Origin of the sequence: Gordonia aquimaris (genome assembly GCF_026262595.1) — a bacterium.
GTDB lineage: Bacteria > Actinomycetota > Actinomycetes > Mycobacteriales > Mycobacteriaceae > Gordonia > Gordonia tangerina.
In genome coordinates this window covers 1-1,868 of record NZ_JAPKFM010000062.1, presented here as the reverse complement: position 1 = coordinate 1,868, position 1,868 = coordinate 1, and the positions used below count along the sequence as shown (strand labels likewise).

The following is a 1,868-nucleotide window of genomic DNA, read 5'->3' as shown; positions in this document are numbered from 1 at the left end:
CCCGGTTGAAACTCGCCGCCCACGCACCCTACGTCGACCTCCTGCTCGACGGAATAGCCAGACTCGCAGTGCTTCCCGCGCCGGCCTGACCACCAGGCTCGATCCGATCATCGATCCAGAAAGGATGCTCCACCTCGGGACCGTGAACCCCGACGCCCACCGACGCCTCGGGCAACACGCCACGGCCCACACCCGGAATGCGGTCCTCAAACCACACCATCCGGACCACTCAACAAGGGACCGCCACCTCACGAAAGATTGAGGTTAGAGTGGTTGGCGGCCCAGAACCTTGATGGGCTCGGCGTGCCGGTGCTCCTTCAGCGCGAGAGTGAAGGCAAGCTCGGGGTTGCGACACAGCGTGCGAGACTGCACCGGAGAATGACTAGTTGTCGAGCTGACAACCAAGCGATTAAGCTGCGACAGGCCCGACGGCTGTGCTTTGCACACTGTCCGCCATGTCAACTTCCTTCATTTCGGCACTGATCGAATAATCCAGAAACCATTCCGGCATGGGGCACGACTTCGCGCGCTTTGTCCCAACTTCATAAGTTAGCCACGTATTGTGAGGGGGACCCGTTTGGTGGTCCAGTCGCTATGCGGCTTGGGATTGGTGGGTCGTGGTCCACTGTAGAGCGAATTCAGCGGGGCTGAGTTCGCCGTGGGCGCTGTGGGGCCTGGCGGTGTTGTAGTCGGTCCTCCAATCCTCGGTGATCACTTGGGCTTCGAGCAGAGAATCGAAGCGCCACGAGTTGAGCAGTTCATCGCGTAGTCGACCGTTGAACGATTCGATCCAGCCGTTCTGCCATGGCGAACCGGGGTCGATGAACAAGGCTCCGGTGCCGGTGAATCGGCACCAGTCGCGTACGGCGTGGGCGACGAATTCGGGGCCGTTGTCGAACCGCACGTAGACCGGCGCCCCGCGGGTCAAAGCCAGCGTGTCAAGGACTGCGACCACTTGGTCGGCGTCGATTGACCTGCCGATCTCGATGGCCAGACACTCTCGGGTGTACTCATCAATGATGTTGAGTAGCTTGATCGTACGACCATCAGCGAGGGTGTCGAATTGGAAGTCCATCGCCCAGATCACGTTCGGCCGGATAGGACACATCGCCCCTACGGTGACACCGACGCCGGTCAACCGCTTCTTTTTGCGGCGCTGGGGCACTCGAAGTCCTTCCTCACACCATAGTCGACGAATACGTTTGTCGTTGACCGCCCATCCGGATTTGCGTGCCATCTTCGCTGCTCGCCGCCACCCCCACCGGGGCCGGTCGGTGGAGAACCTGCGTAGCCAGGCCCTCAGCCTGGTGTCCTCGTCGTCCGCTGGTTGTGTCCTCAGGCGCATCGTCGAGCGGTGGATACCGACCACCGCACACGCCCGACGCTGAGACACCCCGAACCGTTCTTGCAGCACCGTCACGGCGCGGCGTTTACGGTTCGGGGTCAAAAGTTTCCCGACGACAGGTCCTTGAGCATGTCAATGTCGAGGGCCTGGTTGGCCACGAGCTTCTTGAGTCGGGCGTTCTCCGCCTCGAGTTCTTTGAGCCGCTTGGCGTCATCAGCTTTCATGCCGCCGTACTGGGCCAGCCAGCGATGCCACGTGGACTCCGCGACTTCGAGGTGCCGGCACACCTCGTCGAGTTCCTGACCAGCGGCGAGGAGCATATTGCCCTCGGCGAGCTTGCGGATGATCTGCTCCGGCGTGTGCCGGCGGCGCTTGTTCGATGTCATGACGTCGTTGATTCTTCCTGCTCGAACAATCGAGCAACAGAGTCCCACAACGACTGGACCACCCAGGAGGGCTCACCTCAGTCGCGCCAGACCTGGGGGCCTGACTGGCTCGCCGGCTTCATCACCGGGGGCGACGA

1 protein-coding gene is annotated in these 1,868 nt (G+C 61.8%); it reads right to left on the bottom strand.

Features of this window, described 5'->3' with window-relative positions:
* Positions 1-592: 592 nt before the first annotated feature.
* Positions 593-1,731 (bottom strand): IS3 family transposase gene (locus OSB52_RS24540; RefSeq protein WP_085949120.1). Its coding sequence is split into 2 segments (ribosomal slippage): positions 593-1,461 and positions 1,461-1,731, totalling 1,140 coding nucleotides; the frame shifts between segments, so codons are not numbered across the junction.
* Positions 1,732-1,868 lie beyond the last annotated feature (137 nt).